At 67.7% G+C, this 26,297-nt stretch carries 22 protein-coding genes; 4 read left to right on the top strand and 18 right to left on the bottom strand.

Annotated features, from left to right (window positions below):
- Window positions 1–112: 112 nt before the first annotated feature.
- The 3 genes from DPM12_RS14700 to DPM12_RS14690 all read right to left on the bottom strand — a co-directional run bounded on the left by DPM12_RS14700 (window position 113) and on the right by DPM12_RS14690 (window position 4,202).
- Window positions 113–2,035, bottom strand: a complete 1,923-nt coding sequence (locus DPM12_RS14700) for an ABC transporter ATP-binding protein (protein ID WP_245951283.1) — start codon at window positions 2,033–2,035, stop codon at window positions 113–115.
- 231 nt (window positions 2,036–2,266) lie between these two features.
- Window positions 2,267–2,488 carry a helix-turn-helix domain-containing protein gene (locus DPM12_RS14695; protein WP_112259091.1) on the bottom strand — a complete coding sequence of 74 codons (222 nt, stop codon included), beginning with the start codon at window positions 2,486–2,488 and terminating at the stop codon, window positions 2,267–2,269.
- 115 nt (window positions 2,489–2,603) lie between these two features.
- Window positions 2,604–4,202 (bottom strand): ABC-F family ATP-binding cassette domain-containing protein, encoded by a 1,599-nt coding sequence (locus DPM12_RS14690; protein ID WP_112259090.1) that lies wholly within the window; start codon window positions 4,200–4,202, stop codon window positions 2,604–2,606.
- A 56-nt stretch (window positions 4,203–4,258) separates the two neighbouring features.
- Here DPM12_RS14690 and DPM12_RS14685 point away from each other — a divergent pair, with 56 nt between their 5' ends.
- Window positions 4,259–4,933: an energy-coupling factor ABC transporter ATP-binding protein gene (locus DPM12_RS14685; RefSeq protein WP_112259089.1), complete on the top strand. Its 675-nt coding sequence runs from the start codon at window positions 4,259–4,261 to the stop codon at window positions 4,931–4,933.
- A 937-nt stretch (window positions 4,934–5,870) separates the two neighbouring features.
- Here DPM12_RS14685 and DPM12_RS14680 read toward each other — a convergent pair.
- From DPM12_RS14680 to pyrR, 15 genes are all read right to left on the bottom strand, one after another.
- Window positions 5,871–8,060 (bottom strand): primosomal protein N', encoded by a 2,190-nt coding sequence (locus tag DPM12_RS14680; protein WP_112259088.1) that lies wholly within the window; start codon window positions 8,058–8,060, stop codon window positions 5,871–5,873.
- Window positions 8,060–9,250: a methionine adenosyltransferase gene (gene metK / locus DPM12_RS14675; protein WP_112259087.1), complete on the bottom strand. Its 1,191-nt coding sequence runs from the start codon at window positions 9,248–9,250 to the stop codon at window positions 8,060–8,062. Before metK ends, DPM12_RS14680 begins: the two co-directional genes overlap by 1 nt.
- Window positions 9,251–9,341: 91 nt before the next feature.
- Window positions 9,342–10,601, bottom strand: coding sequence for a bifunctional phosphopantothenoylcysteine decarboxylase/phosphopantothenate--cysteine ligase CoaBC (gene coaBC / locus DPM12_RS14670; protein WP_112259086.1), 1,260 nt, complete (start codon window positions 10,599–10,601; stop codon window positions 9,342–9,344).
- Window positions 10,598–10,981, bottom strand: a complete 384-nt coding sequence (rpoZ, locus tag DPM12_RS24145) for a DNA-directed RNA polymerase subunit omega (RefSeq protein WP_425467600.1) — start codon at window positions 10,979–10,981, stop codon at window positions 10,598–10,600. Before rpoZ ends, coaBC begins: the two co-directional genes overlap by 4 nt.
- Before the next feature lie 26 nt (window positions 10,982–11,007).
- Window positions 11,008–11,559, bottom strand: a complete 552-nt coding sequence (gmk, locus tag DPM12_RS23445) for a guanylate kinase (RefSeq protein WP_112259084.1) — start codon at window positions 11,557–11,559, stop codon at window positions 11,008–11,010.
- Between the two features lie 35 nt (window positions 11,560–11,594).
- A complete protein-coding gene (gene mihF / locus DPM12_RS23440; protein ID WP_112259083.1) occupies window positions 11,595–11,909 on the bottom strand; it encodes an integration host factor, actinobacterial type in 315 nt (104 codons plus the stop codon).
- A 137-nt stretch (window positions 11,910–12,046) separates the two neighbouring features.
- Window positions 12,047–12,913, bottom strand: coding sequence for an orotidine-5'-phosphate decarboxylase (pyrF, locus tag DPM12_RS14650; RefSeq protein WP_112259147.1), 867 nt, complete (start codon window positions 12,911–12,913; stop codon window positions 12,047–12,049).
- 42 nt (window positions 12,914–12,955) lie between these two features.
- The gene (locus DPM12_RS14645) at window positions 12,956–14,080 is read right to left on the bottom strand and encodes a quinone-dependent dihydroorotate dehydrogenase (RefSeq protein WP_112259082.1); all 1,125 of its coding nucleotides are present in this window, start codon (window positions 14,078–14,080) and stop codon (window positions 12,956–12,958) included.
- Window positions 14,077–17,394: a carbamoyl-phosphate synthase large subunit gene (gene carB / locus DPM12_RS14640; protein ID WP_112259081.1), complete on the bottom strand. Its 3,318-nt coding sequence runs from the start codon at window positions 17,392–17,394 to the stop codon at window positions 14,077–14,079. The genes DPM12_RS14645 and carB overlap by 4 nt, the downstream gene beginning before the upstream one ends.
- The gene (locus DPM12_RS14635) at window positions 17,384–18,016 is read right to left on the bottom strand and encodes a DUF4276 family protein (protein WP_112259080.1); all 633 of its coding nucleotides are present in this window, start codon (window positions 18,014–18,016) and stop codon (window positions 17,384–17,386) included. Before DPM12_RS14635 ends, carB begins: the two co-directional genes overlap by 11 nt.
- Window positions 18,016–19,209 carry an AAA family ATPase gene (locus DPM12_RS14630; protein WP_112259079.1) on the bottom strand — a complete coding sequence of 398 codons (1,194 nt, stop codon included), beginning with the start codon at window positions 19,207–19,209 and terminating at the stop codon, window positions 18,016–18,018. Before DPM12_RS14630 ends, DPM12_RS14635 begins: the two co-directional genes overlap by 1 nt.
- Window positions 19,199–20,347 carry a glutamine-hydrolyzing carbamoyl-phosphate synthase small subunit gene (gene carA, locus DPM12_RS14625; protein ID WP_112259078.1) on the bottom strand — a complete coding sequence of 383 codons (1,149 nt, stop codon included), beginning with the start codon at window positions 20,345–20,347 and terminating at the stop codon, window positions 19,199–19,201. The genes DPM12_RS14630 and carA overlap by 11 nt, the downstream gene beginning before the upstream one ends.
- Window positions 20,344–21,666, bottom strand: coding sequence for a dihydroorotase (locus tag DPM12_RS14620; RefSeq protein WP_112259077.1), 1,323 nt, complete (start codon window positions 21,664–21,666; stop codon window positions 20,344–20,346). Before DPM12_RS14620 ends, carA begins: the two co-directional genes overlap by 4 nt.
- Window positions 21,663–22,616, bottom strand: coding sequence for an aspartate carbamoyltransferase catalytic subunit (locus DPM12_RS14615; protein WP_112259076.1), 954 nt, complete (start codon window positions 22,614–22,616; stop codon window positions 21,663–21,665). Before DPM12_RS14615 ends, DPM12_RS14620 begins: the two co-directional genes overlap by 4 nt.
- A complete protein-coding gene (gene pyrR / locus DPM12_RS14610; RefSeq protein ID WP_112259075.1) occupies window positions 22,613–23,200 on the bottom strand; it encodes a bifunctional pyr operon transcriptional regulator/uracil phosphoribosyltransferase PyrR in 588 nt (195 codons plus the stop codon). Before pyrR ends, DPM12_RS14615 begins: the two co-directional genes overlap by 4 nt.
- Before the next feature lie 809 nt (window positions 23,201–24,009).
- Here pyrR and DPM12_RS14605 point away from each other — a divergent pair.
- From DPM12_RS14605 to DPM12_RS14595, 3 genes are all read left to right on the top strand, one after another.
- A complete protein-coding gene (locus DPM12_RS14605; RefSeq protein ID WP_112259074.1) occupies window positions 24,010–24,246 on the top strand; it encodes a DUF397 domain-containing protein in 237 nt (78 codons plus the stop codon).
- Window positions 24,247–24,422: 176 nt separating this feature from the next.
- The gene (locus DPM12_RS14600) at window positions 24,423–25,253 is read left to right on the top strand and encodes a helix-turn-helix domain-containing protein (RefSeq protein WP_112259073.1); all 831 of its coding nucleotides are present in this window, start codon (window positions 24,423–24,425) and stop codon (window positions 25,251–25,253) included.
- Between the two features lie 156 nt (window positions 25,254–25,409).
- On the top strand, window positions 25,410–26,231 hold the full coding sequence (locus DPM12_RS14595; RefSeq protein WP_211658999.1) for an SAM-dependent methyltransferase: 822 nt from the start codon (window positions 25,410–25,412) through the stop codon (window positions 26,229–26,231).
- Window positions 26,232–26,297 lie beyond the last annotated feature (66 nt).

Raw genomic sequence — 26,297 nt, 5'->3', positions numbered from 1 at the left:
CGCCCGGTGGCGTGATTCGTCGTTCATGCCGTCGTCGTTCATGCCGTCAACGCCCGTGCCGTCGGCACCCGTGCCGTGGCCGCCGGCACCACTCGCCGATCATCTGCCCCGATCACCTCATCGGGGCATGTTGCTGGTCGGCGAACTGGGTGCGGTACAGCTCGGCATACAGGCCACCGTGGGCGAGCAGCGTCTCGTGGGTGCCACGCTCGACGACCCGCCCCTCGTCGATGGCGACAATCATGTCGGCGTCGCGGATCGTGGAGAGCCGATGCGCAATCACCAGGGAGGTCCGCCCGGACAGCGCCGTCCTCAGCGCCCGCTGTACGGCCGCCTCCGACTCCGAGTCCAGATGGGCCGTCGCCTCATCCAGCACGACGACAGGCGGCGCCTTGAGCAGCAACCGGGCGATGGCGAACCGCTGCTTCTCACCCCCCGACAACCGGTAGCCCCGATCGCCGACGATCGTGTCCAATCCCTCCGGCAACGACGCCACGAGAGCGCTGATCTGCGCGGCGTCGAGCACGCGCATGAGTTCGTCGTCGGTGGCGCCGGGACGGGCATAGAGCAGGTTTTCGCGGATCGTGTCATGGAACATGTGCGCATCCTGCGTGACCACGCCCACGGCGTCGTGCAGGGAGTCCAATGTCACGTCCCGCACGTCGCGTTCGCCCACGCGCACGACTCCCGCCGTCGGGTCGTAGAGGCGTGCGACCAGATGGGTGATGGTGGTCTTTCCCGCCCCCGACGGACCCACCAACGCCACCATCTGTCCCGGCTCGACCCGGAACGACACCCCGCGCAGGACCTGCTCGCCCGCGCCGTCGGCGGTCTCCTTCGCCGCCGACTCCAGTGACGCCAGCGAGATCTCCTCCGACGACGGGTACCGGAACCACACGTCGTCGAACTCCACCGCGAGCTGGCTTCCGCCGCCGGACGCGGACGTCGCAGCTGGCCGGGCTTCCAGGGGCCGTGCATGTGGAGCATCGCGCACCATGGGCTCCAGGTCGAGGACCTCGAAGACGCGCTCGAAACTCACCAGCGCAGTCATGATGTCGACCTGGACGTTCGCCAGTGCCGTCAGCGGCCCGTACAGCCGCGTCAGCAACGCCGCGAGCGCGACGAGGGTGCCGACCTGAAGCATGCCATCGATGGCGAGCCAGCCACCGACCCCGTAGACCACGGCGGTCGCGAAGGACGCCAGGAACGTCAGGCCGATGAAGAAGTACCGCGCGTACAGGGCCTGCACGACCCCGACATCGCGAACCCGGCGTGCCGCCTCGCCAAACGTCTCGTTCTCCTGCTGATACCGGCCGAAGATCTTCACCAGTAACGCGCCGGCGACGTTGAAGCGCTCCGTCATCGTCTGGCTGAGCCCCGCGTTCAGCTCCATCGACTCGCGGGAGATGTCAGCCAGCTTGCGGCCGACGAAACGAGCCGGCAGCAAGAACAGGGGCACCAGAACGAGCACCACCAGCGTGATCTGCCACGACAGCACCACCATCGCACCCAGCGCGAGGACCAGGGTGACGGCGTTGCTCACCACTTGCGACAAGGTGCCGGTGAACGCTTGCTGCGCGCCCACGACGTCGGAGTTGAGCCGTGACACCAGCGAACCGGTCTGCGTGCGTGTGAAGAAGGCGATCGGCTGGCGCTGGACGTGATCGAAGACCTGACGCCGCAGATCGTAGATCAGCCCTTCACCCACCCGAGCCGACATCCACCGGCCGATCAGGTTGAGCCCGGCGTCCAGCACCGCCAGCAGCGCGACGGCCGAGGCGCCGACGATCACCACGGTTCGTTCGCCCGGCGCCACGCCATCGTCGATCACGACCTTGAGCAGCAACGGCACTGCCGCGGCGCTCGCCGCCGACAGCACCGTCGTGATCAAGAAGACGGCGATCTGAGCGGAATACGGCCGGGCGTAGGCGAGAATGCGCTTCGTGGTGCCGCGAGCCAGCCGGCGATGAGCGACACTTCGATCGCGGGAGAAGGACTTCGACGCCATCCACGCGCCGCCCATCGAGCCGCCCATCGACACGTGCGCTGACCTCCTTGCGCGCGAAGGTCACGGAAATGCGGCCGGAGTCGGCCGGCGTGACCCCTTCAGCTTCGACCAGGTTACAGGTCAGACAACGTCGCGACGGGCCCGATTTCTTCCGAGCTGTTGATCTTGAACTTTCCGGGGGGCCACACGTCATTATCGCGAAACCCGAACCCCGGAAAGTTCAAGATCAAATTTACTCCAATGTTATTCAGTTCTCTGTCAGGACTTCTTGCGCGCCTTTCCGCGGGTCGCGCCACCACGCCCACGGAGCTGCACCCCGGACTCGGAGAGCAAGCGATGGATGAAGCCGTACGAGCGGCCCGTCTCCGTCGCCAGTTCGCGAATGCTCTTACCGCCTTCGTACTGCTTCTTCAGATCGCTGGCCAGCTTGTCGCGCTGTCCCCCGCTGATCCGCGCGCCTTTTACCAGTTTCTCGGCCACGCTTCCTCCCCGTTTTACGTTGGTCATCATGACAGAGGACCATGATCCGTCCCATTACAGTTTTTCGCCACCCGAACGCAAGATCAATCCCATATTGCGAGGTGATCCTAGCGTCTCATGCGAGTGCCACAAGGTCCGAATAGTCCGAATTCCATAGATCTTCAGCTCCATCAGGAAGCAGGAGTACGCGCTCCGGGTCTAATGCTTCGACAGCTCCTTCATCGTGTGTGACGAGCACGATAGCACCCTTAAACGAACGAAGCGCGCCGAGAATCTCGTTTCGTGATGCTGGATCGAGATTGTTCGTCGGTTCGTCCAACAACAGCACGTTCGCACTCGATACAACAAGTGTCGCCAATGCCAACCGAGTCTTCTCGCCGCCAGACAGTACCGATGCCGGCTTGTCCACCGCATCGCCGGAAAACAAGAAGGATCCCAATACTCGCCGCATCTCGACATCCGGCATCTCCGGAGCCACCATGCTCATGTTCTCCAGCACGGTGCGCGATGTGTCGAGAGTCTCATGTTCTTGCGCGTAATAACCGAGACGTAATCCGTGTCCCGGTTCGACCGATCCGGTATCCGGAAGCTCGACGCCGCCCAGCAGACGGAGCAATGTCGTCTTGCCCGCACCGTTGAGACCCAGGACCACCACCCGGCTCCCGCGGTCGATGGCGAGATCGACGTCGGTAAAGACCTCCAGAGAGCCGTAGGATTTCGACAATCCACTCGCGCGCAGCGGTGTCTTTCCACACGGCGCGGGATCGGGAAAGCGCAATTTGGCGACTTTCTCCGTGCGCCGCTCGTCCTCCAGATCGGCGAGCATGCGATCGGCGCGGCGTTCCATGTTCTTCGCGGCCACGGCCTTCGTCGCCTTATACCGCATCCGATCGGCCTGCGCCTTGAGCGCCGACGCCTTCTTCTCCGCATTCGCTCGCTCCCGGTGACGACGCCGCTCGTCGGTCTCGCGCTGCTCCAGATAGGCATTCCAGCCGACGTTGTAAACGTCCAGAACCGCCCGGGTCGCGTCCAGATGGAAGACCCGGTTCACGGTCTTCTCCAGCAGTGCGACGTCGTGACTGATCACCACCAGCCCGCCGGTGTAGGCCCGGAGGAAGTCACGCAACCAGCTAATGGAATCCGCGTCGAGATGGTTGGTGGGCTCGTCGAGCAGCAACGTCTGCGCCTGGGAGAACAGGATTCTGGCCAGCTCGACGCGGCGTCGCTGGCCACCCGACAACGTCCGCAGCGGCTGACCCAGCGCCCGCTCCGGCAGGCCGAGGCTGGCCGCGATCGTCGCCGCCTCGCTCTCGCTGGCGTAACCACCCAGGGCGAGAAACTCGGCTTCCAGGCGTGCATAGCGCCGCATCCCGCGATCGTGCTCGCCCTGGTCCTGCGAGGCGATCTGCTGCTCGGCTCGCCGCATCTGGGCCGAGACCTGGTCCAGCCCGCGGGCACTGAGGATCCGGTCCCGCGCCAGCACGTCCAGGTCGCCGGTGCGGGGATCTTGTGGCAGATACCCCACATCTCCGGAGCGCGTCACCGCGCCTCCGAACGGCTGCGTCTCGCCGGACAGGATCCGGGTCAACGTCGTCTTGCCGGCCCCGTTACGCCCGACGAGGCCCACCTTGTCGCCCGGGCCGATCCGGAAGCTGGCCTCCGTCAGCAGGACCTGCGTACCCGCGCGGACGTCCAGTTCACTGGCCGTGATCATCTGTGTGAAACTCTCCGTGGCATCGACATGAACAGGTGCACCGTACAGTTGTGTGCGTGATCGAGATACGCGGCGTCAGCCACGCCTATGGCGACCGCCGGGTGCTGCGAGAGATCGACGTCACACTGCCCGAGCGCCGCATCGGGGTCATCGGAGCAAACGGTTCCGGCAAGTCTACCTTTGCCCGGCTACTGAACGGCCTGATCGTCCCTGACGAGGGTGAGGTACGCGTCGACGGCCTCGACACCCGGTCCGACGCCCCCACCATCCGCCAGCGCGTCGGATTCGTCTTCACCGACCCCGACGCGCAGATCGTCATGCCGACCGTGGCCGAAGACGTCGCTTTCGGTTTGCGCCGGCAGAAGCTCAGCCGGGAGGAGACCGACCAGGTCGTCGCCAAGCAGCTGGCCTCGTTCGGACTCAGCGAGCACGCCGACCATCCGGCCCACCTCCTGTCCGGTGGCCAGAAGCAACTGCTGGCGCTGTGCTCGGTGCTGGTCACCGACCCCAAGATTCTCGTGTGTGACGAGCCGACCACCCTGCTCGACCTTCCCAACACGCGCCGTGTCCTCGACCTGCTGTCCACGGTGTCCCAGCGGGTCGTGCTGGTCACCCATGACCTGGACGCCGTACTGGCGTATGAGCGAGTCCTCGTCTTTCACGAGGGCACCATCGTGTTCGACGGCCCTCCCGCCGACGCCGTCGATCACTACGTGTCGCTCGTGACCTAACTCATTCCACCCCCCGCTGATCATGAACACTAATCGTTCTATGTAGTCGCTTTGTGTTCACGATCACTGGTGTCAACGCGTGGCATCGGGGCGTGAATCGGGGCGTGACATGCCGGGCGATGACCCGTGTCCGACATGGCGTGACCTCCGGGCGCCGTGGGTGACCCCTTGGTAGTGGCAGGTGCCGGCCGATGGTCGAGCCAGCAGGGTGGCGCCGGCAAGGAACCGACATTGTCGAGGTCATGACCTTGATGATGTCGGTTTCTTACCGGACACCGGGACCGGAAAAGCTCACTGTCGCTGTCGTGGCCACGAGGAAAGCATGGTCGTAGCTCCCTGGCCAGCGTGCTGCCCCGATGCTTGGCTCCCTGGGCAGCGTGCTGCCCTGATGCTCAGCTGCGTCGAGGTTCCGCTGCCGTCGAGGTTCGATGTCGCAAATGTTCGCTGCCTCGATGCTCAGCTGCGTCGATGTTCCGCTGCCCGATGCTCGCCGCCCGGTGATCGATGCGGAGTTTCGGCTGGGACTGTGTAGTACACGGGTCGTGATAGCGGCCCATTCTCTACGCACGACGGGCGGAAACTCCACATCGATCACTCACGGGCCCGGCTCGCCAGTCGTGAAGATCGCATGCTCCTGAAGATCGATGCTCCTATTGATGTCACGTGTGCTGGTTGTGTGTGAGCGGCTCGCCAACGTGCTCACCACCAGGTCGGCACAACCCCGCGGGTGAAGCGGAGCACGGGTGAAGCGGAGCACGGGTGAAGCGGAGCACGGGTGAAGCGGAGCACGGGTAGAGCGGTGCACGGGTGAAGCGGAGCACGGGTAGAGCGGAGCACAGGTAGAGCGGAGCACAGGTAGAGCGGAGCACAGGTAGAGCGATCAGCGGGTGGGGCGGGGCGAGGTGCGGGTGGAGCGGGGCGGGAGTTGGGGTGGCGGCTAGGCGATGTCGACCGGATCGATTCGGATCCGCACCGCGCCGCCCGAGCGGCGCGCGCTGCGCACGCCCGCCGCAGCGCGCAGTGCGGCCGCGAGCTGCGTTCCGGACGCGCGGGGCACCCGGATGATCAGCTCAGTCGTGCCGTCGACGGTGCGCGGGCCCAGAACTTCCGAGATGGGGGGCAGCTCAGTCAACGATCGGAGCTCGTCGACGTCGTCGGCCGCGCCACGCAGCTCGGCGAGCCGGGCGGCCGGCGGGAAGTGCAGCTCGGCCCGCTCCCCCAGTTCGCGTATAGCGAACCCGCCGGGATCCCAGCGCACGAGCGCCTGCACGGCCGGGATCGAGGGCTCCGCGACGATGACGATCTCACCGCCGGCGGTACCGGGCCGCACCAGTGCCGCTGCCCGAAGCCAGCGGCGCAGCGCCTCCTCGCTCGCGCGCAGCCCGGGCCGGGAGCACAGGGACGTCCCGTCCAGCAACAGCGCCGCTGCATACCCGCCGCTGGCCACCGGCTCCGCGCCGTGCGTGGCAACGACCAACTTCGGCTCCGTGCCCACGTCGTCGACCGTTCCCGCACCGGCCGCGACCTGCTCTGTTGCGCCGGCGTCACCGTCCGTTCCCGTGCCGGTACCCGTACCCGCGCGCGCATCCGTACCCGCGCCAGCGATCGCATCGGTACCCGCGTCTGCGCGCGCCTCGGCGGCGCTGGACCGCACGACGGCCACGCCGGGAAACGCGCGCCCCAGCTCCTCCGCGGTCCGCCGGACGCCGACGACGGCCGCACGCAGCCGGTCATGACCACATTCGGCGCACCGCCACCCCGGCGCCGCCGTACCACACGCGGAACATCGCGGGACACCGGCCGCGTCGTCGAGTTCAAGCGCCGCCCCGCACGCGCCGCACCGTGCTGGTGCCCGGCACCGGGCACACGCCAGCGCGGCCACGTAGCCGGCCCGGGCCACCTGGACCAGCACGGGGCCGCGTTCCAGCCCTGCCCGGGCCACCCGCCACGCCAGCGACGGCAGCCGGGCACTGCGCGCCGCCTCGTCGCGGCTCTGCTCCGTCTCGTCACCGACGGTGTGGATCGACGGTGCCCGCTCGCGCACCGTCGCCCGTTCCTGCTCCACGGAGCGCGCCCACCCCGTGTCGAGTAGCAGCTGGGCCTCGGCACTGCGCGCGAATCCGCCGACGACGGCGGCCACGCCGGCGATGTGCGCGCGCAGCAGCAGCACCTCACGCATGTGCGGGTAGGGGGCTCGTGGTTCGGCGTGGAGGTCGTCGCCGTCGTCCCAGATCCCCACCAGCCCGAGATCGGCTACCGGTGCGAAGGCGGCGGATCGCGTCCCGATCACCGCGCGCACCGATCCGCGCAGGACGCGAAGCCACCGGCGGTAGCGTTCCGCCGGCCCGGCCTCGGCCCCCAAGACGACGTGGTGATCCGGTCCCAGCAGCTCCCGCATGGCGGCGTCCAGGCGAGCGACGTCGCGCCCGTCGGGCAGCACGATCACCGCACCTCGCCCGGCCGACAGTGCCGTCGCCACCAGTCTGGCCAGCGAGTCGGCCCAGTCGACTCCCGGACCCGGGTTCCACACCGCGCGCGGGACCGGGCGCGGAGCGCGCTCGCCGGCGGCGTCTCGCGGCTGCGGCGCGGCTGGATCGTCGCCTGGCTCCCCCGCTTGACTGCCGTCGCCGGCCGCCCGCCCCGCCGGGCCCATGCGGTGCACGGCGTCGAGCAGCGCCACGCCGTGCACGTGCTCGCGCCACGCACCGGCGTCCGGACGCGGTGGCGGCTCCGGGGCCGGCGGGCTCGGCTTCTTCTCCGTGGCGGCGTGCCGCGGCGGGATGGCCAGACGCAGGACGTCGGGCATGGTGCCGGCGTAGCGATCGGCGACCATCCGGGCGAGCCGCGCCACGTGCGAGGTCAGGACCGGCTCCGACGAGACCACGCGCCGCAGCGTGGCCAGCTTGCCTTCGTGCGCGCTCGCGTCGGCTCGCTCGAGGACGAAGCCGTCGTGATCCACTCCCGCGAACCGGACTCGCACCCGCGCGCCCGGCACGGCCGTGGCGGCCATCGACTCGGGTACCAGGTAGTCGAACGGCCGGTCGAGGTGTGGCAGGCCAATGTCGACCACGACGCGCGCGACGGGCTGAGCCTGCGCCACGGGTCGCGCCCGAGCGGTCTCGGCCATCAGGCCACTGCGTCCTTCAATGCTTCGGCGCGGTCGGTGCGCTCCCAGGTGAATTCCGGCAGCTCGCGGCCGAAGTGACCATAGGCCGCGGTACGCATGTAGATCGGGCGCAACAGGTCGAGATCCTGAATGATCGCCGCCGGGCGCAGGTCGAAGACCTCCCGCACCGCCCGTGCGATCCGCTCCTCCGGCACCCGCTCGGTACCGAAGCATTCGACGAAGAGCCCGACCGGTTCGGCCTTGCCGATGGCGTAGGCGACCTGCAGCTCGCACCGGCGCGCCAGCCCGGCGGCAACCACGTTCTTGGCCGCCCACCGCATCGCGTAGGCCGCCGAGCGATCCACCTTGGAGGGATCCTTGCCGCTGAACGCTCCGCCGCCGTGGCGGGCCATGCCACCGTACGTATCGATGATGATCTTCCGACCGGTCAGGCCGGCATCGCCCATCGGTCCACCGACCTCGAACCGTCCGGTGGGGTTCACGAGCAACCGGTATCCGTCCGTCTCGACGTCGAGCGGTTCGAGCACCGGGCCGATAACGCGTGCCAGCAGATCCGGCGTGAGCAGCGCCTCCAGATCGATACCGGGCGCGTGCTGCGTGGAGATCACGATGGTCTCCACGCGGACCGGTCGGTCGCCGTCGTACTCGATGGTGACCTGGGTCTTGCCGTCCGGCCGCAGGTACGGCAGCGCGCCCTCGTGCCGGACGTGGGCGAGACGCTGCGCGAGCCGGTGCGCGAGCGTGATCGGCAACGGCATGAGCTCCGGCGTCTCGTCACACGCGTAGCCGAACATCAGGCCCTGATCGCCGGCACCTTGCAGGTCGAGGGGGTCGATGTCACCGCCGACGCGATGCTCGTACGCGTCGGCCACACCCTGCGCGATGTCCGGCGACTGCGCTCCCAGCGCCACGTTGACGCCGCACGACGCGCCATCGAAGCCCTTGGTGGACGAGTCGTAGCCGATACCGAGGATGGTGTCGCGCACCACCTGCGGGATGTCAACGTACGTCCGGGTCGTGACCTCGCCGGCCACGTGCACCTGGCCCGTCGTGACCAGGGTTTCCACGGCTACCCGGCTGTCCGGATCGTCGGCGAGCATCGCGTCGAGCACGGCGTCGCTGATCTGGTCACAGATCTTGTCTGGATGTCCTTCGGTGACGGACTCGGAGGTGAACAATCGCACCGGCACCGCTCTCCCCCTCGCTTCGCGCAGGATTCGGCTGGACCTCGACCAGCCCTCGTGATCCAAGTCTGTCAGGTCATCGTCTCGCGGGGATGCCTCACGCGGGCAGGCGTTCGACGACGTGGTCCCAGAGCGCGTGTGCCAGTGCCGACTTGGAGCCCCGGGGCACCTCGGTGCTGCCGCCGTCGTGGTCGAGGATCACGCCCTGATTCTGCTCGGACTCGAAGCCGCGATCGGCGCCCACCTCGTTCACCACCAGCAAGTCGCAACCCTTGGAAGCGAGTTTCGCCCGGCCGTGGTCGAGTACGCTGGCCCCGGCGTCGCCGGTCTCGGCAGCAAAGCCGACAATGATCTGCCCGGCACGGACGCGGTTGGCGCTCAGCTCGGCGAGGATGTCGGCGGTGCGTTCGAGTTCGATGACGGGAGCATCGTCGGGATCGGACGTCTTCTTGATCTTCGCGTCGCGGTAACCACGCGGGCGGAAATCGGCCACCGCCGCCGCCATGACGACGGCATCGGCGTCTGCCGCCGCGTCGACCACGGCATCACGCAGCTCGGCGGCCGAACCCACACGTACGGTCTTCGCGCCGGCGACGTCGTCGAGCGCGACGTTCGCGGCCACCAGCGTGACCTGCGCGCCACGGCTCAGCGCCGCGCGCGCCAGGGCGTATCCCTGCCGCCCCGACGAACGGTTCCCCAGAAACCGCACCGGGTCGAGAGCTTCTCGGGTACCGCCCGCAGACACGACGACGTGCCGCCCGGCCAGATCCGGTGCCCGGCCCGGCGACCTCGGGGCCCGTCCCGAGTGCAGGATCTCGTATCCGACCTCGACGATCGCCGCAGGATCGGGCAGCCGCCCCTTGCCGGAATCGGCACCGGTCAGCCGTCCCTCCGCAGGCTCGATGACGATCGCGCCGCGCGCCCGCAGGGTCTCGACGTTGGCGACGGTCGCCGGGTGTTCCCACATCTCGGTGTGCATCGCGGGGGCATAGATCACCGGGCAACGCGCGGTCAGCAACGTCGACGTGAGCAGGTCGTCGGCACGTCCGCTCGCCGCCCGCGCGAGCAGGTCGGCGGTTGCCGGCACGACGAGCACCAGGTCGGCTTGCTGGCCGATGGCGACGTGCGGAACCTCGTGGACGTCGTCGAAGACACCCGTGTGCACCGGTTGGCCGGACAGCGCCGCCCACGTCGCCTCGCCGACGAAACGCAGCGCAGCATCGGTGGGCACGACCCGGACATCATGGCCATCCTCGGCCAGCGTCCGGACGACCTCGCAGGCCTTGTATGCCGCGATACCACCGCTGACACCCAGGACGATCCGGAAGGCGGCCTGGTGCCCGGCCGCTCGGCTCATTCCTCGCTGGAGTCGGAGTCACCGGTGACGGGAATGTCACCCGCGGTGACGTCGATCGCCGCTACCTCGGCCGCGGCCGCACGCGCGGCTGCCGCCTCGGCACGCAGCTCGGCCGGGTCGACTTCCTCGGCCCGAAGCAGACCCGCGTCGATCTCGCGCAGCGCGATCGACAGCGGCTTCTCCTGCACGCGAGTCTCGACCAGAGGGCCTACGTACTCCAGGAGGCCCTCACCCAGCTGCGAATAGTAGGCATTGATCTGTCGAGCCCGCTTGGCAGCGTAGATGACCAGGCTGTATTTCGAATCGGTCTTGGATAGGAGGTCGTCAATGGGCGGATGTGTGATGCCATTGCCGACGTCATGAGCTCCAGACACGCTGATGCCTCCGGGCTTAGTACTTCAGGGGGTCAACTCATCAAGCTTACCAGCTGCTGACAGACGCTGGAGACGTCGTGATTGGTCACCGTCATGTCGAACTCCGCCTCAGCAGCCAGCTCCTGCCGGGCGGTCTCCAGCCGCCGTTCGCGTTCAGCTTCGGTCTCGGTCCCGCGGCCCACCAGGCGCCGCACCAGCTCTTCCCAGCTGGGTGGTGCCAGAAAGACGAAGAATGCCTCCGGCATGGTCTGGCGGATCTGACGGGCACCTTGCAGATCGACCTCGACCAGGACCGAGTGGCCCGCGGCTGCGGCCTCCTCGACCGCAGCCCTCGGCGTTCCGTATTTGGCCTTCTGGTGCACAACGGCCCACTCGAGGAACTCGCCTGCGTCGATCTTGCGATCGAAGGTCTCGTCGTCGACAAAGAAGTACGGCGAGCCATCGACCTCTCCGGGACGCATGGGCCGGGTCGTCACCGTCGGCGCCACGGACAGGTCCGGGTACGTCGCCCGGAGCTGACGCATGACCGTCGTCTTGCCGACCGCCGTCGGCCCCGACAGGACAACCACTCTGGCGTTGCCCATCGGGGCCGGCGAAGGCGTCGGTGAGAGTCCCTGGCTCAACCGCTGAAGCGCTCGATGAGCGCCGCCACCTGGTTGGCCCCCAGTCCACGGACCCGGCGCGTCTCGGCGATGCCGATCTCTTCCATGATCTGCTTCGCACGAACCTTGCCGACTCCGGGCAGGGACTCGAGGAGGGCCGAGACCTTCATCTTGCCGATGACCTCGTTGGTCTCGCCTTCCTTGAGGATGTCGCTGAGTTTTGCACCGGCGTTCTTGAGCCGGTTTTTGACTTCTGCCCGCTCCCGACGGGCTTGAGCAGCCTTCTCGAGAGCGGCCGCGCGCTGTTCTGGAGTCAAGTTTGGGAGCGCCACGAGCGGGTCACCTCTGTTGTGTCGATCGGACAAACGGACGAACAACTGGAACCTAGCGGCTGAACCACCAGGTCAGCAACGTAATCCACCGTACCCGCCCGGATCTTTTCTGCACGCACCGACACCCGAATTTCCTCTTACGTGTCGTGGTCATTCCCGCGCTCACCAGCATCTTCGCCGATCAACAAGTCTGTGACCTGCGAATTCATCGCTCGCGCCGCAGACACCAAGGTGGTTCGGTCCGGGCCGTGCCGCAGGATGTCCCGCGACACATTCGGCAACACGGAGGGCAGCGCGGCGCCGAAGACGCCCGCCAGATCCGCGACCGTCGCCCCCTGGGCCCCGACGCCCGGGGCCAGCAACGGCCCGCCGATCTGCAGATCCTCCCCGGCGGGCAGGGTCACCGTCGCGCCCACCACGCAGCCGATACTGCCCCACGTGGTGGCACCGGCATTCACCGCGCGGGCGTGGTCGAGCACCGCGCCCGCGACGCTGCGCCCGTCCGCCGTGCGCGCCCCCTGCACCTCGTCCCCTTCCGGGTTCGACGTACGGGCCAGGACGAACACGCCGTTGCCGTGTTCCAGCGCGGTATCGATCAGCGGCCGCAGGGCGCCGAAACCCAGATACGGCGACGCGGTCACGGCGTCTGAGCACAGCGGCGAGGACGGGCGGAGAAAGGCGTCGGCGTAGGCCTGCATGGTGGAACCGATGTCGCCGCGCTTGGCGTCCACGAGCACGAGCGCGCCCGCGTCCCGGGCCTCGGCAATCACCCGCTCCAGGACCGCGATGCCGCGCGAGCCGTGCCGCTCGAAGAACGCCGCCTGCGGCTTGAGGACCGCGACGTCTGCGGCCAGCGCCTCCACGACCGTACGCGCGAACGTCTCGAGGCCGTTCACGTCGTCGGCGAGCCTCCAGGCATCCAGCAGTGCCGCATGCGGGTCGATCCCCACGCACAAGGGACCCCGGTCCCGCATCGCCCGGTGCAGCCGCTCCCCGAATGTCATCTCCACCACCGCTCCCCCACGCTGATCATGAACACTAGGCGACTACATGGAACGACGAGCGTTCATGATCATGGAATCGAGGCGGTGCTGGACTCGCGACGGCCAGGACGGCCCGCCGTACACGAACGCCGTGTACGCCTGCACCAGCGTCGCGCCGGCGCGCAGCCGCTCGTAGGCGTCCTCGGCGGTTTCGATCCCACCGGCCGAGATCAGCACCGGGCGGCGGGTCGCGTCCGGGTCCGCCGCACTCGCCTCGTCGACCACCGCATCCAGGTGGCGCGACAGCAGCAACAGCACCTCCAACGACCGTTTCGCCAGCGGCGCACCGGACACGCCGCCCGCGCCCGCCGCGTCGACCTCCTCCGGCGACGACGACAACCCGTCCCGCGAGATGGTGGTGTTCGTGGCAATGATGCCGTCCAGGCCCACCTCCACCGCCAGATCGGCCACGGCCAGCACGTCATCGTCACTGAGATCCGGGGCGATCTTCACCAGCAGCGGCACCCGCCGCGAGCTCACCGCGTCGGCTTGCGCCCGCACGGCCGTCACCAACGGGCGTAACTGCGCGACGGCCTGCAGGTCGCGCAAGCCGGGCGTGTTGGGTGAGCTGACGTTCACCACGAGGTAATCCGCGTACGGCGCCAGCATCCGGGTGCTGGCCTCGTAGTCGGCGACCGCCTCGTCTTCGGGTACCGCCTTCGTCTTGCCGATGTTCACGCCGACTACGACCGGAAGGGCGCGCCGCCTCCGACGACGACGCGCCAGCCGGGCCGCCACGACGGCCGCGCCGTCGTTGTTGAATCCCATCCGGTTGACGATTGCCCGATCGCGCATCAGCCGGTGCAGCCGGGGCCGGGGATTCCCCGGCTGCGCGCGGCCCGTGACCGTCCCGACCTCGACGAACGCGAAACCCAGCGCGGCGAGGGCGTCCACGCCCACGGCGTTCTTGTCGAAGCCGGCGGCCAGCCCGAGCCGGCCAGGAAACCGCAGGCCGAACACCTCCACCCCGGTGTCGGGATCGTGGCGGATGGTCTTGCGCCAGGCCACCGGCGCCACGCCCGGCACGCGCGAGACCACGCGCAGCGCGCCCACCGCCACGCGGTGCACCCGCTCCGCGTCGAGGCGCGACAGCACCGTGTCGAAGAGCCGCCGGTATCGCCTACTCACGGGGTTGCCTGCCGCTCCGCGCGAATGACGCTACGCCGCGCCCAGGATTGCAGGCAGCGCACCCCCACCGAGCCCGCCAGCTGCGCCTCGATGCCCTGCACGGCGGCAGCCAGGCCCTGCACGGTGGTGACGCAGGGGACGTTGGCCTGGATGGCGGCGGTGCGGATCTCGTAGCCGTCGGCGCGGGGGTTCCCGGAGACGGTGGTGCCGCTGGGCGTGTTGATGATGAGGTCGACGTCACCGGCCAGGATGCGCCCGATGATGGTGGGGGTGCCGTCGGGCTCGCTGCCCACCCAGCGTTTGCGGACAACGTCGGCGGTGACGCCGTTGCGGCGCAGCACTTCGGCCGTGCCGGCCGTGGCCAGGATGTCGAAGCCGAGATCGGCCAGGCGTTTGACCGGGAAGATCATGTGCCGTTTGTCGCGGTTGGCCAGGGAGACGAACACCGTTCCCCGGACCGGCAGCGCACCGAACGCGGCCACCTGGGATTTCGCGAACGCGGTGCCGAACAGCTCGTCGATGCCCATAACCTCGCCGGTGGAGCGCATCTCCGGTCCGAGCAGCGTGTCGACGGTGCGCCCGTCGGGCATGCGGAAGCGGTTGAACGGCATCACCGCCTCCTTGACCGCCACCGGGGCGTCGGCAGGCAGGTCGACGGCATCCCCGGAGGCGGGCAGCATCCCCTCGCCGCGCAGCTCGGCGATCGTGCTCCCCAGCATCAGCCGGGACGCCGCCTTGGCCAGCGGCACCGCCGTCGCCTTGGACACGAACGGGACGGTACGCGACGCGCGCGGGTTGGCCTCCAGCACGTACAGCACGTCCCCGGCCAGTGCGTACTGCACGTTCAGCAGGCCACGCACGCCGACGCCACGCGCGATCGCCTCGGTGGACTCGCGGATGCGCAGCAGCTCCTCCGGGCCCAGCGTGGTCGGCGGCAGCGCGCACGCGGAATCGCCGGAATGGACGCCGGCCTCCTCGATGTGCTCCATCACGCCACCCAGGTACAGCTCGTGCCCGTCGTAGAGGGCATCCACGTCGATCTCGACCGCGTCGTCGAGGAAGCGGTCCACCAGCACGGGGTGCTCCGGGCTGGCATCGGTGGCCCGGGAGATGTACTCGGACAGCGACGCGTCGTCGTAGACGATCTCCATGCCGCGCCCGCCCAGCACGTAGGAGGGGCGCACCAGCACGGGGTAGCCGATGTCGGCGGCGATCTCGCGCGCCTCGGTGTACGAGGAGGCCGTACCGTGCTTGGGCGCGGGCAGCCCGGCCGCGTGCAGCACCCGGCCGAACGCGCCGCGCTCCTCCGCCAGGTTGATCGCTCCCGGTGTGGTGCCGACGATCGGCACCCCCGCCTGCTCAAGCTCGCGGGCGAGTTTGAGCGGCGTCTGCCCGCCGAGCTGCACGATCACACCGGCCACCGGACCGGCCTGCTGCTCGGCATGGACGACTTCCAGCACGTCTTCCAGGGTCAGCGGCTCGAAATACAACCGGTCGGAGGTGTCGTAGTCGGTGGACACGGTCTCCGGGTTGCAGTTGACCATGACCGTCTCGTAGCCGGCGTCACCCAGCGCCATGGCCGCATGCACGCAGGAATAGTCGAACTCGATGCCCTGCCCGATCCGGTTCGGCCCGCTGCCCAAGATGATCACCGCCGGGCGCTCCCGCGCGCTCACCTCGGTCTCCTCGTCGTAGGACGAGTAGTGATACGGCGTGCGCGCGGCGAACTCGGCGGCGCAGGTGTCCACGGTCTTGAAGACCGGCCGCACCCCCAGCGCCTCCCGCACGCCCCGGATGACGTCGGCGCGGGTGCCACGCAGCGCCGCGAGCTGCGCGTCGGAGAAGCCGTGCCGCTTGGCGTGGCGCAGCAGCTCCGGCGTCACGTGATCGATCGCGCGGACGTCGTCGGCGACCTCGCACAGCAGCGCCAGCTGATCCACGAACCAGGGGTCGATGCCCGTCGCCTTGCTCACCTGTTCCACGTCGGCGCCCGCGCGCAGCGCGTCGACCGTGTCCCGCAACCGGCCGTCGTACGGCCGGGCGATCGCGCGGAGCAACTCGCCCATCTCGCCAGGCTCGGCAGCGAACTCGAACGGTGCTTCCGGCTTCTCGGCGGAGCGCAACGCCTTCTGCAGCGCTTCAGTGAAGTTCCGGCCGATCGCCATCGCCTCCCCCACGCTCTTCATGTGCGTGGTCAGGCTGGTCTCGGCCGCGGGGAATTTCTCGAACGCGAACCGCGGCACCTTGACGACGACGTAGTCCAGTGTCGGCTCGAACGACGCCGGGGTCTCGCCGGTGATGTCGTTCGGGATCTCATCCAGCGTGTAGCCGAGCGCGACCTTCGCGGCGATCTTCGCGATGGGAAAACCCGTGGCCTTCGACGCCAGCGCCGACGACCGCGACACCCGGGGATTCATCTCGATGATGATCATCCGCCCGGTGGCCGGATCGACCGCGAACTGGATGTTGCACCCGCCGGTGTCCACACCGACCGCCCGGATGACGGCGATCGCCTGATCCCGCATCACCTGGTACTCGCGGTCAGTCAACGTCATCGCCGGGGCCACCGTCACGGAATCGCCGGTGTGCACCCCCATCGGATCGACGTTCTCGATGGAGCACACGATCACCACGTTGTCCGCGTGATCGCGCATGACCTCCAGCTCGTACTCCTTCCACCCGAGGATGGACTCCTCCAGCAGCACCTCGGTACTCGGAGACAACGCCAGGCCAGTCCCCGCGATGCGGTGCAGGTCGTCCTCGTCGAAGGCCATGCCCGAACCGGCACCACCCATGGTGTACGAGGGACGCACCACCACCGGATAGCCCAGCTTCTCCACGGCCTCCAGGCACTCCTGCATCGAATGGCAGATCGCCGAACGCGCCGTCTGCCCGCCGATCTCGTCGACGATCCGCTTGAACGAATCCCGGTTCTCACCCCGCTCGATGGCCTCGATCGACGCCCCGATCAGCTCGACACCGTAACGCTCCAGCGCGCCCGACCGGTGCAGCGCCACCGCCGCGTTCAACGCCGTCTGCCCGCCCAGCGTGGCCAACAGCGCGTCCGGGCGCTCGTACTCGATGACCTGCTCGACGAACTCCGGAGTGATCGGCTCCACATACGTCGCATCCGCCATCTCCGGATCCGTCATGATCGTCGCCGGGTTGCTGTTCACCAGGATCACCCGCAGGCCCTCGGCCTTGAGCACCCGGCACGCCTGCGTGCCCGAGTAATCGAACTCGCACGCCTGCCCGATCACGATCGGACCCGAACCGATCACCAGAACGCTCGAAATATCAGTTCTACGCGGCATGTGCTGTCTCCTCAACGAGACGGCGCAGGCCGTCCCGGAACTGCTGGAAGCTGACCGAACGGTTATTCTCAACATCCATGTACGCGGCGATGTCCTGCGCAGCCCGCAATTTCTGCAATCCGCCCCGGTGGTGACCCGCCTCGTTCAAGATCGTCTGCAACCGTTCCCAGGCATGGGCGATGGAGTCGGGATCGCGGAAACCCCGCCGCTGCCCGAGCGTCGAAGGCACACCCGGATATGCGTTGACCAGAGCTGAGACGTCTCCGATGAACCATGCCTCAAGCTCATGTACGGCAATTCGGTTCAGGACACGCGTGGGCTCATATCCACGTGTCGACGGCGTGGCCAGACCGGCATTTTGTGCCGCAGCCTCCAGTTGCCCTTTGAGCTCATGACAGTTCTCGCTGTCCCGGTCGACGACCACGACAACGGCGGCGCTGGCGTCGGAAATCCAATGCCGGTAACCCGCCAGGTAGCGATCCAGCTTGCCCAAAAGATCTGGCTTGCCTTGGAAAGCGTGGATTTCTGCCGGTACTCCCGGGACTATTTTTTTCAACAGGACCGTCAACGCGACCTTCATGGACCGCTCCTCGACGAGGAACTCGAGATGTTCAATGGCCATCAGACGTCCGCGGGGTCGGCCGACGTCAGGTACCCCTCATTCCACAGCCAACCCAGCTGTGCACCCTGTTTGACCATGGCCAAAACCTTCTCGTCATCGCTCGCTCGGCGCACTCCGGCATAACCGTCCGCGCCGCGGGAAATTGTCCAGAGCTCCTTCGGTCGGATCTCATTGACGAACTCCGGCGAATGGGTCGTCACCAGGACCTGAGAGCGTGACGACACCTGCCGGATCTCCTCGGCGAGGATCGGAAGGAGCTTCGGATGAAGCTGGTTCTCCGGCTCCTCGATACCGATCACAGTGGGGGGTTCGGGATCGTACAGAACGATGAGGTAGGCCAGGAGCTTCAACGTTCCATCACTGACGTAGCGCGACAGGACCGGTTCGGAGAACGGGGCGTCCTTGAGGCGAAGCAAGAGCCGACCGTCGGCGAGAGTCTCCGACTCAACCCGCTCCAGCCACGGAACACGCCGAGCGAGCACCTCGAAGATCTCGTTCAGCCGGTCAGGATGGTTCTCTTGGAGGTATTGAACGACGTTCGGGAGATTGTCACCGGTTTGGCTCAACCGACGAGCTGGTCCTGCCGTGGGAATATTGCGGGTATCATCGACCGAAAGATAAGACAGGTACCAGCCCGTGATGAAGTCCCGCAGGACCTTCACCCTGGGATGACTTTGAAACTGTCCCAGGGCCGACACCGCCAGCAGATCAGGACTCGCCAACTCTTCGGTCGTGGCCTCACCCGTCTCCTCGTCCCACGTCGTGCCTCGGCCGTTTTCGAAACTCAGGATGTCGCGCGGCCGACCCGAACCCAGAGCCGTCGTCCACTGCAGTTTCTCCTCGACGACCACTGGAACTCCGGCGCGTTCGTCCACGGCGAGCCGGTAGGTCACGAGCCGTGGATTGCCGCCACTGATCGACGCCCGGTACTTCAGCTCGAAGGTCACCGGACCGGTCGACCCTCGGCTACGGATCTCGCTGATGCGGTTCCGGCGATCCCACGACGCCCGCAGCCCCGAGGTGAACGCGTCGTACAAGAACGCGAATACGTCGAACACGGTGGACTTCCCGCTGCCGTTGGGACCACACAACACGGTCAGCGGCGCGAGTTCCTTGAACGTCACATCCCGCAGCGTCCGGTAGTTCTGGATACGCAGCTGGTTGATCCGCATCGGCTGGGACTCATGAGCCATCGCGATCTCCTCGCTGGGCTTGCTTTAACAACGCGACAAACCTGTCGAAGAGGTAGGCCGCGTCGTGCGGACCGGCAGCCGCCTCCGGGTGGTACTGCACCGAGAAGCCGCGCAGCGAGCCGTCGTCGCCGGTCAACGTCAGCCCTTCCACGACGTCGTCGTTCAGGCACACGTGGCTGACCTCGGCGCGTCCGTACGGCGTGCCGGTGGGCCGGTCCAGTGGCGCGTCGACGGCGAACCCGTGATTGTGCGCGGTGACCTCCACCTTGCCGGTCACGCGGTCCTGCACCGGCTGATTGATTCCGCGGTGTCCGTAGTCGAGCTTGTACGTGCCGAACCCGAGTGCCCGGCCGAACACCTGATTGCCGAAGCAGATCCCGAAGTACGGCAGCCGCCGCTCCAGCGCCTGTTGCAACACCCGCACCGGCCCGTCGGCGGTCTCGGGATCGCCGGGCCCGTTCGAGTAGAACAGCCCGTCCGGCTCCACAGCCAGCACATCGTCGATCGTCGACGACGCGGGCAGCACGTGGACCTCGATGCCGCGTTCGGCCATCCGCCGCGGCGTCATCGTCTTGATCCCCAGATCCAGCGCGGCCACCCGGAACCGCCGCTGCCCCTGCGCCGGCACCACGTAGGCGGCTGAGGTGGACACGTCCCCGGCCAGGTCGGCGCCGTGCATCGGCGGGCTGTCCAGGACCCGGCGCAGCAGCGCCTGCGGGTCGGTCTCGGTGGTGGACACGCCCACCCGCATGGCCCCGCGCTCGCGCAGGTGCCGGGTCAATGCGCGGGTATCCACCTCGCAAATTCCGACCACGCCCTGCGCTTCCAGCTCCTCCTCGAGGCCGCGGCGGGAACGCCACGACGACGCCCGCCGCGCCGGATCGCGGACCACATAACCGGACACCCAGATGCGCCCGGACTCGGGGTCGTCGTCGTTCACCCCGGTATTGCCGATGTGCGGCGCGGTCTGCACCACCACCTGTTTGTGGTAGGACGGATCGGTGAGGGTCTCCTGGTAGCCCGTCATGCCGGTGGCGAAGACCGCCTCACCGAACGTCTCGCCCCGGGCACCGTAGGACTCTCCCCGAAACGTCCGCCCGTCTTCGAGAACCAGCAGCGCTGGGCTGCGTGTCGTCATCTCATGCCCTTCTGGATCGAGCTCTGCGTGAGTTCCCCGTTCTCCACCACCGGAAACCCACGCAGGAACGTGGCCACGACGCTGCCGGGCAGCTTGCGGCCCTCATACGGATTGTTCCGGGAAAGCGACACCGACGCGGCGGGATCGACGGTACGCGATGCGGATGGGTCGACGAGGACGACGTTCGCCGGCTCGCCAGCCGCCAGGGGGCGTGCCTGGGCGAAATCCCCGCCGTCGCACTTCCCGATCCGCCCGGGAGCGAACGACATCCGGTCTGCGACGCCGGCCCAGTCCAGCAGGCCGGTGTCCACCATGGTGTGCTGCACCACCGACAGTGCCGTCTCCAGGCCGAGCATCCCGAACGCCGCCGCGTCCCACTCGCATTCCTTGTCCTCCACCGGATGCGGCGCGTGGTCGGTGGCCACGGCGTCGATGGTGCCGTCGGCCAGCCCCTCGCGGACGGCGGCGACGTCGTCGGCACTGCGCAGCGGCGGGTTCACCTTGTAGCGGGCGTCGTATCCGGCCACCAGGTCCTCGGTCAGCAACAGGTGATGCGGGGTGACCTCGGCCGTCACCGGCAGGCCGCGCTGCTTGGCCAGCCGGACGATCTCCACCGATCCGCGGGTCGAGAGGTGACAGATATGCAGCCGCGAACCCACATGCGCGGCGAGCATGACGTCTCTCGCGATGATCGCTTCCTCGGCGACGCGCGGCCAGCCGCGCAGGCCCAGCCGTCCCGACAGCTCGCTCTCGTTCATCTGCGCGCCCTCGGTCAGCCTCGGCTCCTGGGCATGCTGGGCGATCACGCCACCGAACGCCTTGACGTACTCCAGGGCCCGCCGCATCAGCAACGCATCGGCGACGCACCGTCCGTCGTCGGAGAACACCCGGACGCCGGCCGCCGAGTCCGCCATCGCCCCCAGCTCGGCCAGCCGCTGCCCGTCCAGTCCGACCGTGACCGCCCCGACCGGCCGGACGTCGGCATACCCGATCTCGCGGCCCAGCCGCCAGACCTGTTCGACCACACCGGCGGTGTCGGCCACCGGATCGGTGTTCGCCATGGCGTGCACGGCGGTGAATCCGCCCAGTGCGGCGGCCCGGGTTCCCGACGCTATGGTCTCGGCGTCCTCGCGCCCGGGCTCGCGCAGGTGCGTGTGCAGGTCGACGAGACCGGGCAGCGCGACGAGACCGCCGGCGTCGATCACCGTCGCGCCCGTGCCGTCCAGCCCGGAACCGATTTCGGCGATCACGCCGTCGCGCAGCAGCAGATCGGTCGGTTCGGCGCCCAGGAGCCGGGCACCTTTGATCAGCACGATCATGCCGCGCCCTCCTGTCCGGTCGTCCCGTCTCCGGCCCCCGCGAGCATCAGGTACAGCACCGCCATCCGGACGTAGACACCGTTGGTCACCTGTTCCACGATCACTGACCGCTCGCTGTCCGCGACCTCGGCGGTGATCTCCATGCCGCGATTCATCGGCCCGGGGTGCAGCACGATCGCGTCGTCGGAGAGCCGGCCGAAGCGCTGCGTGTCGAGCCCGTAGCGACGGCTGTATTCGCGGGCCGAGGGAAAGAACGCGGCGTTCATCCGCTCCTGCTGCACTCGCAACATCATCACGGCCGAGGCTCCGGGAAGCGCGGCGTCCAGATCGTACGAGACCTCGCACGGCCAGTGCTCGACACCGAGTGGCAGGAGAGTGGGCGGCGCCACCACCGTCACCCGGGCACCGAGGGTGGCCAGCAAGGAGACGTTGCTGCGCGCGACCCGGCCGTGCAGCACGTCGCCGACGATCACGATGTGGCGGCCGTCCAGGTCACCGAGATGGTGCCGCATCGTGAAGGCATCGAGCAGCGCCTGGGTCGGGTGTTCGTGGGTGCCGTCGCCGGCGTTGAGCACGTTGGCGTCGATCCATCCGGAGTCGGCGAGCCGATACGGGGCACCGCTCGCGGAATGGCGGACGACGACGGCGTCCGCGCCCATCGCCGCGAGCGTGAGGGCCGTGTCCTTGAGGCTCTCACCCTTGGAGACGCTGGATCCCTTCGCCGAGAAGTTGATGACATCTGCCGAGAGCCGCTTCGCCGCCAGCTCGAATGACGTCCGGGTCCGGGTGGAGTCCTCGAAGAACAGATTGACGACGGTACGCCCGCGCAAGGTGGGCAGCTTCTTCACCGAGCGTCCCTCGGTGAGCCGTGCCATCTCCTCGGCGGTATCGAGGATCGTCGTCGCCTGTTCGCGCGTGAGGTCGGAGGACGAGAGCAGGTGGCGGATCATCGGGCGTCCTCCAGGTCGACGTGGGCCACCGGATCTTCGGCGGCGCCGATGAGGACCGCATCGCGGCCGTCGACCTCCTCGACCAGCACCTTGACGCTCTCGCGCACCGAGGTGGGCAGGTTCTTTCCCACGTGATCCGCCCGGATCGGCAGCTCGCGGTGGCCGCGATCGACCAGGACGGCCAGCCGGACCGCCTGGGGCCGTCCGACGTCGTCGAGTGCCGTCAACGCGGCCCGGATGGTGCGGCCGGAGTACAAGACGTCGTCGACCAATACCACGATCTTGCCGTCGACGCCGCCGGTGGGAATATCGGTGGGCTCCAGCGCGCGCGCCGGGCGCAGGCGGAGGTCGTCGCGATACATGGTGACGTCGATGGCACCCACCGGAACGTCGATGTCCTCGACCGAGGAGATACTCCGGGCAAGGCGCTGGGCGAGTGGAACGCCCCGGGAAGGAATACCGAGCACGACGAGATCGGATGCGCCCTTGCTGCGCTCCACGACCTCGTGGGCCATCCGGGTCAGTGCCCGCGCGATCTCGTCGTCGCTGAGCACCGGCCGGAAGCCGGATAGGTCACGAGACATGCTGTGTGGGACCCCCTTTCCCGCCTCGCCGGACGGGACTTAAAGGACGTCAGTTCGAAGAAAGGCTACCAGCACGGGCCGCCGGAGCTGCCATCGACACGGCCGCCGGTGGCGTGTGCTTGCTCACGCGCGTATGCACATTCCTCCCGCGCGTGCGCGCGGTTCACACGCACGTTCATATTCTCCCGCGCGTGCGCACAGACCTTGACTTCCATGACACCTGCGCGGCCTTTCTTTGACGCCCGAGCGTCGTTCCAGCCGGATTGCTGCTGGTCTCGGGCCGCGCGTCCGGGACCGGTCCCCGGTCTGGCCCCGGACGCGTCCGTGGCGTCAGCGCGGCCGGCGCTCTCCGTGCGATTCAACGGCACTGCGCGCGGCACGGCCACGTCGCCGCACCACGAGGTCGGCCACCATCCAAAACGCGATGATCAGCCCCATGAGCAGGAAAAAAGCTAGGTCCATGACCGCGTCCCGTGATCCTTCGTGCCGCACAACTCCCCATCCAGATGTCCGCACCGTGGCGTGGCATGGCAACCGCGACTCACCCGAGCCACGCCACGGTGCGTCCACCCGTTCACTCGACGACATGGACAGCGATCGACATGCCATCGAGGAGCCAAGGGTCTTCCTACCCGCCCCGCGTGCAGGTGCATATGCGCTATCATGCTCGCCATGCCGTGCGAATGCAAGAGCTTCTGCACGTGCAGGCGCACATTTTTGTTGTCCGACCTGGCGTCACGGCAGGGCGAGGGAGCCAGAGGTCTCGCACCGTCGGCGGCGCCACCGCCTACACGGGGAAAGGGTTTCCCATGACCGAGCCGTACAACGGCATTCCTGCGGACGAGTTGACGACAGCCACCTGGCAGAAGAGTCACTTCAGCAATCCGAGCGGCAACTGTGTGGAACTCGCGACGGTCCCGGGTGGCGGTATCGCAGTACGGAACTCCAGAGATCCCGGCGGGCCCGCCCTGGTCTACACGCCCGACGAGGTCGCCGCCTTCATCCGTGGCGCGAAGAACGGTGACTTCGATAGCCTCATCCATTGACAGACCTGGGCCCTGGAGGTAACACGAGGTCACACTTCCGTTGCAAAACGCGGGGCCATTAGAATCCAACCTGGGGCAATGGGGGATTGCCATTGTTGGGCGACGAGCACCTGGGGGGCTCCGTGACAGCGGCACCACCGGAAAGCGGATCGGCTGGTGGGCCGACCGTTTTGCGCATGCTATTGGGCGCGCACTTGCGTCGGCTCCGAGAGGCGCAAGGCATCACTCGCGAGACCGCGGGCTGGGAGATACGTGCGTCCGAATCGAAAATCAGCCGCATGGAGCTCGGCCGGGTCGGGTTCAAGGTCCGAGACATCGAAGACCTGCTGACCCTCTACGGTGTCGAGGACGCGAAGGAACGGGCCGAGCTGCTGAAGCTCGCCAAGGGAGCCAACACGCCCGGGTGGTGGCACCACGACGGAGACATCCTGCCGAGCTGGTTCCAGTCCTACCTTGGGCTAGAGGCAGCAGCGTCCATGATCCGGACGTATGAGGTGCAATTCATTCCCGGCCTGCTCCAAACACCCGACTATGCCCGAGCGGTGATCCTGCTCGGGCACAGCCACGTTCCCGCACATGAGATCGAGCGCCGGGTGACGCTTCGCATGACCAGGCAGAAGCTGCTCACCTCCGAAGAGCCTCCACAACTGTGGGCGGTCATCGACGAGGGAGCGCTGCGGCGGCCGATCGGTGGCGTTGCCGTCATGTGCGCCCAGCTCGAAGCCCTGATCGCCGCAACCGAGCGGCCGAACATCCGGATCCAGGTGATCCCGTTCCGCTTCGGTGGGCATGCCGCGGCCGGCGGCGCGTTCAACATCTTGCGGTTTCCGCATCAGGATCTGCCCGACGTCGTCTACGTCGAGCAGTTGACCAGCGCTCTGTACCTGGACAAGCGAGAAGACGTCGAGCACTACATCGGAACGATGGAGCGATTGTGCATCCAGGCCGAGCCGCCGGACGAAACGCCGGCGATCCTCGACGACATCTTGCGCGATTTCAAGTCGTGACAGTACCGGTGGACACGTCGGGGTGGCGATACCGGGCAGACAGGGTGTGGAGACACTCATTCATGAACACATGCGGACAACTCTCGCCAGGTGGCCCGGTCTTCTGCTTACATGGGTTTCACCCCATACGATCTTGAGACAGGAGCTACTCATCAGATGAACGACACACCAACGTGGATGAAGGACACATCCGATCAGCCACCCGCTCCGGAGATCGACACCAGCGTTCCACATTCGGCACGAATCTGGAACTACTGGATGGGCGGCAAGGACAACTTCCAAGCCGATCGCGATGCCGGCGACGCGGTCGCGGAGGCCTATCCCGACATCGTGCTCATGGCGAAGGAATCCCGCCAGTTCCTCATCCGTGTCGTCAGCTTCCTCGCCGGGGAGGTCGGCATCAACCAGTTCCTCGATGTCGGCACCGGGCTGCCTACCATGCAGAACACGCACGAGGTCGCCCAGCGCATTGCTCCTGACTCCAGGATCGTCTACGTCGACAACGATCCCTTGGTGCTCGCTCACGCCCGCGCGTTGCTGGCCGACACCACGCCGGACGGGGTAACCGCGTACGTGGATGCCGACTATCACAATCCGGATGTCATCCTCGCCGATGCTCGCAACGTCCTGAACTTCAACCGGCCCGTGGCAGTCATGTTCATGGGCGTTCTCGGGTACGTGTCGGATTTCGAGGAGATGCGATCCATCGTGTCCCGGCTGATTGATCCCTTCCCGTCCGGCAGCTACCTCGTGCTGTGGGATGGCACCGACACCGGCCCAGCCGTGGTCGAAGGGGGCGAGAAGCTCGCCGAAGCCGGCGGGGTGCCCTACCACCTGCGCAGCCCGGAACAACTGGCCCAGTGCTTCGAGGGTCTGGAGATGGTCGAGCCCGGACTCGTGCCGATCACCACCTGGCGAGCCGAATCCGACGACGTCACCCACATCGACGCGTACGGCGCGGTGGCGCGCAAGCCCTGACCTCCTCGATTATGCATCCTCACCACGGCGACGCGACCATGGTCGCGGCCCGCCGATAGGTATGCA

Origin of the sequence: Phytoactinopolyspora halophila (assembly GCF_003287285.1) — a bacterium.
GTDB classification, from domain to species: domain Bacteria; phylum Actinomycetota; class Actinomycetes; order Jiangellales; family Jiangellaceae; genus Phytoactinopolyspora_A; species Phytoactinopolyspora_A halophila.
Note: the sequence above shows the minus strand (reverse complement) of the source record. Positions and strands in the feature narration are given on the sequence as shown.